This is a genomic window from Clostridia bacterium, assembly GCA_019683875.1.
Classification (GTDB): Bacteria; Bacillota; Sulfobacillia; order RBS10-35; family Bu92; genus Bu92.
Map to the genome: position 1 here is coordinate 1 of JADGHN010000100.1, position 6,272 is coordinate 6,272.

Below are 6,272 nucleotides of genomic sequence, written 5' to 3' on the forward strand. Positions count from 1 at the left end.
TTGCCCAGGAGGCTGCCGATGTCGGGCGAGCTCGAGAAGATGACGAGCGTCACGAAAAAGTAACCGGAAATGGCCGTGAACACGGCCAGAAGCACATATGCCGTCGGCGACGCGAAGTAGGAGGCCAGCTCCCGGCGCGCGACGGCCCAAACCTTACCCACGCGCGTTCGCCTCCTCTTCCTGCGTGAGCTTCAAGAAGACCTCCTCAAGGCTCATGGTGTCGCGCTGGAGCGCGAGAAGCGGCATGCGCGCGTCCGCGAGACGGTAGAAGAGCGCCTCCCGCACGTCCCGGCCGGGTTCCGCCTGCAGTCGGAAGGCGGCTCCCGCGGGCCCCGCCGCGCCCGCCGCACGCGGCCTCAGCGGCGTCACGGCCGCGACGCCCGGCACGCCCCGCAACACGGCCTCGGCCCGCTCCGGCTCCGCGGCGACCTCCACAAACAGCGTCTCTCCGCTCTCCAGGGCGCGGGCGAGGCTCTCCGGCCGGTCCTCCGCCACGACGCGCCCCTCGTGGAGGATCACGACGCGTTCGCACAGGGCCTGGACCTCGGAGAGGATGTGGCTCGAGAACACGATGGTGTGGTCGCGCGCGAGCGCGCGGATCGTCTCCCGCATCTCGCTCACCTGGCGCGGGTCCAGGCCGACCGTCGGCTCGTCCAGCACCAGCACGTCCGGATCGTGCACGACGGCCTGGGCCAGGCCGACGCGCTGCCGGTACCCGCGCGAGAGCCGGCCGATGAGGCGCCCGGCGACGTCGCCCAGGTTGAAGCGCTCCAGCGCGGCGTCCACCTTCGCCGCCCGGCTTCGAGCCGGCACGTCCCGCAGCGCGGCGACGAACTGCAGGTACCCGCGCACCGTCATCTCCGGGTACAGGGGCGGGTTGTCCGGCATGTAACCGATGCGCCGCCGCGCCTCGAACGGCTCCTCCTCGACATCGTGCCCGTCGACGAGGATCCGGCCCTCGGAGGGCGGCAGGTAGCCGGTCAGCATGCGCAGCGTCGTCGTCTTGCCCGCGCCGTTGGGCCCGAGCAGCCCCACGATCTCGCCGCGCCGCACCTCGAAGCTGACGTCCTCGACGCCCCGTCGCGGTCCGTATCGCTTCGTGACGCGCTCGAAACGGATCAAGCGTCAGTCCCTCCCGACCGGCCAGTTTGAAACGAGAATGTCAACAAAATGAAAACCGACAGGATTCGTGTTGGCAGAACCGATAGAATTTTCATGGACAGGTTTGAAAGGGGAGAGTGCGCGATGGCACTGGAGGTCAAGTGGATCGGCCACGCCACGTTCGAACTGCGCACGGCGTCCGGCCGCAGGATCGTCATCGACCCATGGTACACCGGCAGCCCGGTGGCCAAGGACCCCTTGCCGGAAGCCGTCGACTTCGTCCTGCTCACGCACGACCACTTCGACCATGTCAAGGACGTGGCCGAGCTTGCCAAGCGGGGCGCGAAAGTGGTGACGCAGCCGGAGACGAGCGCCCGCCTCGTGCGCGAGGAAGGGGCGCCGCAGGACCGCATGATCGACATGAACCTCGGCGGCACCGTGTCCCTGGCGGACGACATCCAAGTGACGATGATCCCGGCCCTGCACACCTCGAACACCGGCGTGCCTTCCGGCTACATCGTGCGCACGGGGGGCTTCACGCTCGCGCACCTCGGCGACACGGCGCTGTTCCGGGACCTTGAGCTGTACGGCGAGATGTTCCATATCGATCTGGCGCTCGTGCCCATCGGCGACCACTACACCATGGGCCCGCGCGCCGCGGCCCGGGCGGTGGCCTTCCTCAGGGCGAAGGCGGCTGCGCCGATGCATTACCGGACGTTCCCGCTCCTGACCCAATCCGCCGAGCCTTTTGTGGCCGCGCTGAAGGATCTGGCGCCGAAAGCGGAACCTTGGGTGCCGGAGATCGGCGAAAGCCGGTCGTTCTAAATGGATTCAATCGTCGCAGGATATCCGCGTCCTAAAGCGAACATTTACTGACCCCTGGTGAAGGGGGAAGCGCGGATTGTCCCTGTCCCTGTATCGGCACCAGCTTCTGCAGTGGCTCACGGCCGCACACCTCGCCTTCGCCCACGCGTCCGACCCGCGGGAGGCGCGGCGCTTCAGCCGGCTGGTCGGACTGCATGCCGCCGTCTGGCTGGACCGCCATCTCTCCGCCGGTCGCCACGCCCCGCCGCGCCCCGCGGACGTGGCCGATCTTCTCGCTCGCTGCGCCGAGGGGTTCGGCTTTGAGGTCTGGCCGCTCGTTGCGCTGGAGGACGTGGTCCGGGCTCGCCTGGGTCTCCCGCGCTCGCGGGCCGACAGCCCGTGGTTCGAGGCCAGCGCGCGCGTGCTGGCCGCCATGGTCGGCGGGTACGCGGCGCGCCTTTTCGGCTATGCGAAAGTGTCCCTGCAGCGCCTCGACGGGTCGGGACCGTGGGTGGACCACCTGGTCTCCGTGTTCTTCGCGGAGACGCCTTCGGCGGAAGCCGTCCCCGGTTGGACGTTCCGGCCGGAGTGGCTGCCGGAGGACGCGGGGGCGCTCCGCGCCCTGGACGAAGCCTTCCGCCTCGTGACCTTGCGCGAGGCCGAACCCTTCCTCGAATCGATCCCGTCCATCCGCGACGACGTGCTGGACGTCGCGGGCGTGGGGGCGGCATTGCTCGACCAGGACGGCCACCCGGTGTGGCTGGCCGGCCACGCCCGCCGGCTGCTTCGTGCCCTAGGCGATGCCGCCCCGCTCTTGGCGGAGCTGGCTCGCGAAACGCGGCAGGCGGAGGGTCCGTTCGTGGTCGTGTGGGAGGCGGAGCGAACGAATCCGCGGCGGTGGATCCGCGCGCAGGCCGTGCCTTACGAAGGCGGTGTTCTGGCCACGTTCGAGGATTGCACCCGCGAGCGCGCGCTGCAACAGGCGCTCGCGGACATCGAACCGGTGCGCGTCATGGGCGAGCTCGCCGCCGCCGCCGCGCATGATCTTCGCAATCCGCTGACCGCCGTCCGCGGCATGGTGGAGCTGGAGGCCCAGCAAGGGCGGCTGGGCGACGCCGCCGATTTCATCGTCAAGGAACTGGACCGCGCCACCGCGATGCTGGGCGATCTCATGACCCTCGCCGGCACGCCGAATCCTCGCGTGGAACCGGTCCCCGTGCCGGACCTCTTCGGCCACGTCCGTCGGCTGATCGCGCCGGCCTGCGAGAAGGCCGGCGCCCGGCTGGAGATGGAGCCTGCCGACGCCACGCTCATGGCGGACCGTGCGTACCTGGTCCGCGTGTTGCTGAATCTCGCCTCCAACGCGATGGACGCCATGGGCCCCGGAGGGCGCCTTGTCTTTGCCGCCGAAGCCACCGGCGACCGCGTCGCCCTGAAGGTGAGCGACAACGGCCCGGGCATCCCGCGCCACATCCGCAAGCAGCTTTTCCAGAGCTTCATCACCACGAAACCCACCGGCACCGGGCTCGGCCTCTACAACTGCAAGCGCTTCGTCGAGCGCATGGGCGGAACCATCGAATTCCGCACGCGCACGGGGCGCGGCACGACCTTCATCCTCACGTTCCCGGCGGCGACGGAGCCGACGGGGTAGAACCCTTCAACCACAACGCGCGGGAGAAGTCCCCGCCCGCCTCCGCCGTGGCTCTCCGATCCCCCGTCTGGGCATCATCCGGGGCCGCAGTTTCCGTCTCGCGACCTCGACGCCGCTCGCCGGCGGGTTTAGCCCCGGCTGGATGCCCTCACGCAAGATCTCGTCGTAATCAAACCCCGACTCGTCGACCGCGTTGCCCCATGACCCGTAGTGGAGGACTCCAGCTCGCACGAACTTCGGGTCGTCCGCCATCATTTGCGCATGGGTGAGCGGATGCCATTCTTGGATCCGCTCCACGACGTCGCCGAATGTCCACTCCTGACGCGTCCGCAACAACATGCCTTGCCCTCGGTCGAGTCAGCCAAATCGTTGAGCGACGTGCGGACACGTCCGATGGCCAAATCGAGACAAACGATGGAGAAGTGGCGACGTATTTGCCCGAAACGGTCTCTATTCCGACCCAAATTGGGGATGCTGGCGGTCTCCATGCTTGGCGAGGCGGTGTCGATACGAATGGTGAACGCCGGGCGCCAACCGGCCGGGGCCCCGGTGGACAAGAACCGTGGAGGTGTCGGCATGTACGTGAATGACAACATCTCCGCGCTGAACGCGTGGAGAAACCTCACGCTCACGAGCAATCGGATGAACGGCGTGCTCGAGCACCTGTCGTCGGGTCTCCGAATCAACAAGGCGGCCGACGACGCGGCGGGCCTGGCGATCAGCCAGAAGATGCTCGCGCAGATCAACGGTCTGGACCAGGCCACCCGCAACGCACAGGACGGCATCTCTCTGGTGCAGACGGCGGAGGGTGCGTTGGGGCAGATCCAGGACATCCTCCAGCGCATGCGGCAGTTGGCGGCTCAGTCCAGCAGCGACACCGAGACTTCTTCGGATCGCGACAAGTTGCAGGCTGAGTTTGACCAGCTCATTCAGCAGATCGACGACATTGCCCAAGACACCGAGTTCAACACGATGAAGTTGCTGGACGGCAGTCACGATGCCACTAACGGGCCTCTGACGATCCTAGTCGGACCCAACAGTGGCCAGGATCTGACGATCGCGATTGACGCAGCAGACTCGACAACTCTCGGGGTCAATGGCTTGAAGATCAACCAGGACCAGGCGACTTCGGAAGCCGCACTCGACGCCATCAGTACGGCTATCGACAACGTTTCGGAGCAACGTGCCCAGCTCGGCGCGATCCAGAACCGCCTGCAGTACATCATTAACAACCTGCAGATCACGTCGCAGAACCTCTCCGACGCAAAGTCCCGCATCACGGACACGGACATGGCGCGCGAGATGGCGGAGTTCACGAAGTACCAGATCTTGCAGCAGGCGGGCGTGGCCATGCTGGCCCAGGCGAACGCGATGCCGCAGGCGGTGCTCAAGCTCCTCGGCTAAGCCTGCACAGGTACCGCGGCTTCCGCGGTACCGGAGTTCGGAGGGCGGGGTCCGAACCGGGCCTCGCCCTCTTTTTGATGAGGCTATATGAGGTTCGGCTGCAGGTGGTTGTCGCACGGAGCTCACTCAGGTGACCCAGGGAGACCGGACATGGCCAAAGAGACCGATCGCGTGCGAAGGTTCCTCGAACACTTTGCGGCCTGGGCGGACGCGTGCCCCCTCATCCTGGGCGTCGCCCTGGTGGGTTCGTACGCGAGGGGCGACTTCCGCGAGGACTCCGACGTCGACCTGGTGGTCGTCACGCAGGACGAGACCCGCACGCTGCAAGCCATTCGAGATGAGTTCCGTTTGGAAGACATCGTCGACGCCCGCATCGAGGAGTGGGGGATCCTGACGTCCCTGCGCGTCTTCTATGCCGGCGGGCTCGAGGTCGAATACGGCGTCGTCACGAAGGCATGGTGCGGCGGCCGCTGGATCCTGGGACGAAGCGCGTCGTCCGTGAGGGGTTCAGGGTCCTCCTCGATCGGTCCGGTGTGTTTGCAGGGCTGCCGGACGACGCCTTGGACTAGTCCCGGCGCGGACACGGCGCCCGCGGGATTCGACGCGCCCCGTCGACCGGTGTCGCACAAAAGTTCCGCGGTTGGCAGGAACTGACAGAAGGGCCGGCGAATTCCGGTCTCGCCTTTCCGAAGTTTCCATGTCGCGTGAGGAAGAGGGGCACGTTCGTGGGAGTTCGCAAGGCCGTCATTCCGGTCGCGGGGATGGGCACGCGCTTTCTTCCGGCGACGAAGTCGCTGCCCAAGGAGATGCTGCCGCTCCTCAACAAGCCCGCCATCCAGTACATCGTCGAGGAAGCCGTGGCGGCGGGGATCGAGGACGTGCTGCTCATCACCGGGCGCCTCAAGCGCGCCATCGAAGATCACTTCGACCGCATCCACCTCGTGGAGAAGCACCTGGAGATGAGCGGCAAGGCGGAGCTCCTGCGCGTCGTCGTGGAGCCGGCCGGCCTCGCGAACCTTCACTACATCCGCCAGGCGGAGCCGCGCGGCCTGGGCCACGCCGTGCTGCAGGCGCGCTGGCACGTGGGGAACGAACCGTTCGCGCTCCTCCTGGGCGACGACGTGTACCAGGGCGACCCGGCCGCCATCGCCCAGCTGGTCGCCGTGCACGAGGAGACGGGCATGGCGGTCGTCGGCGTGCTGCCGGTGTCCATGGAGGAGACGAGCCGGTACGGCATCGCCGACTTCGGACCGCTGGGCGGCAACCCGGCGAAGGGACCGGTCGTCGTCGCCGACTTCGTGGAGAAGCCGGA

Annotated in this window: 7 protein-coding genes; 5 read left to right on the plus strand and 2 right to left on the minus strand. The window is 67.4% G+C overall.

The genetic code is table 11. The annotated features are described in order from the left end of the window. Nucleotides 1-161 (minus strand): ABC transporter permease (locus IRZ18_07865; protein ID MBX5477019.1); only part of this gene is annotated, 161 nt, incomplete at its 3' end. Further along, on the minus strand, nucleotides 154-1,122 hold the full coding sequence (locus IRZ18_07870) for an ABC transporter ATP-binding protein (GenBank protein ID MBX5477020.1): 969 nt from the start codon (nucleotides 1,120-1,122) through the stop codon (nucleotides 154-156). The genes IRZ18_07870 and IRZ18_07865, both read right to left, overlap by 8 nt. A 123-nt stretch (nucleotides 1,123-1,245) precedes the next feature. Here IRZ18_07870 and IRZ18_07875 point away from each other — a divergent pair, with 123 nt between their 5' ends. The 5 genes from IRZ18_07875 to IRZ18_07895 all read left to right on the plus strand — a co-directional run. Continuing rightward, entirely contained in the window at nucleotides 1,246-1,926 is a 681-nt protein-coding gene (locus IRZ18_07875; protein MBX5477021.1) for a metal-dependent hydrolase, read from the plus strand. Between the two features lie 76 nt (nucleotides 1,927-2,002). Further along, nucleotides 2,003-3,556, plus strand: a complete 1,554-nt coding sequence (locus IRZ18_07880; GenBank protein MBX5477022.1) for a HAMP domain-containing histidine kinase — start codon at nucleotides 2,003-2,005, stop codon at nucleotides 3,554-3,556. 576 nt (nucleotides 3,557-4,132) lie between these two features. Beyond that, nucleotides 4,133-4,960: a flagellin FliC gene (locus IRZ18_07885; GenBank protein ID MBX5477023.1), complete on the plus strand. Its 828-nt coding sequence runs from the start codon at nucleotides 4,133-4,135 to the stop codon at nucleotides 4,958-4,960. Nucleotides 4,961-5,110: 150 nt separating this feature from the next. Beyond that, entirely contained in the window at nucleotides 5,111-5,614 is a 504-nt protein-coding gene (locus IRZ18_07890; GenBank protein ID MBX5477024.1) for a nucleotidyltransferase domain-containing protein, read from the plus strand. Between the two features lie 71 nt (nucleotides 5,615-5,685). Beyond that, nucleotides 5,686-6,272: UTP--glucose-1-phosphate uridylyltransferase (locus IRZ18_07895; protein MBX5477025.1), on the plus strand; the 587-nt coding region annotated here is incomplete at its 3' end.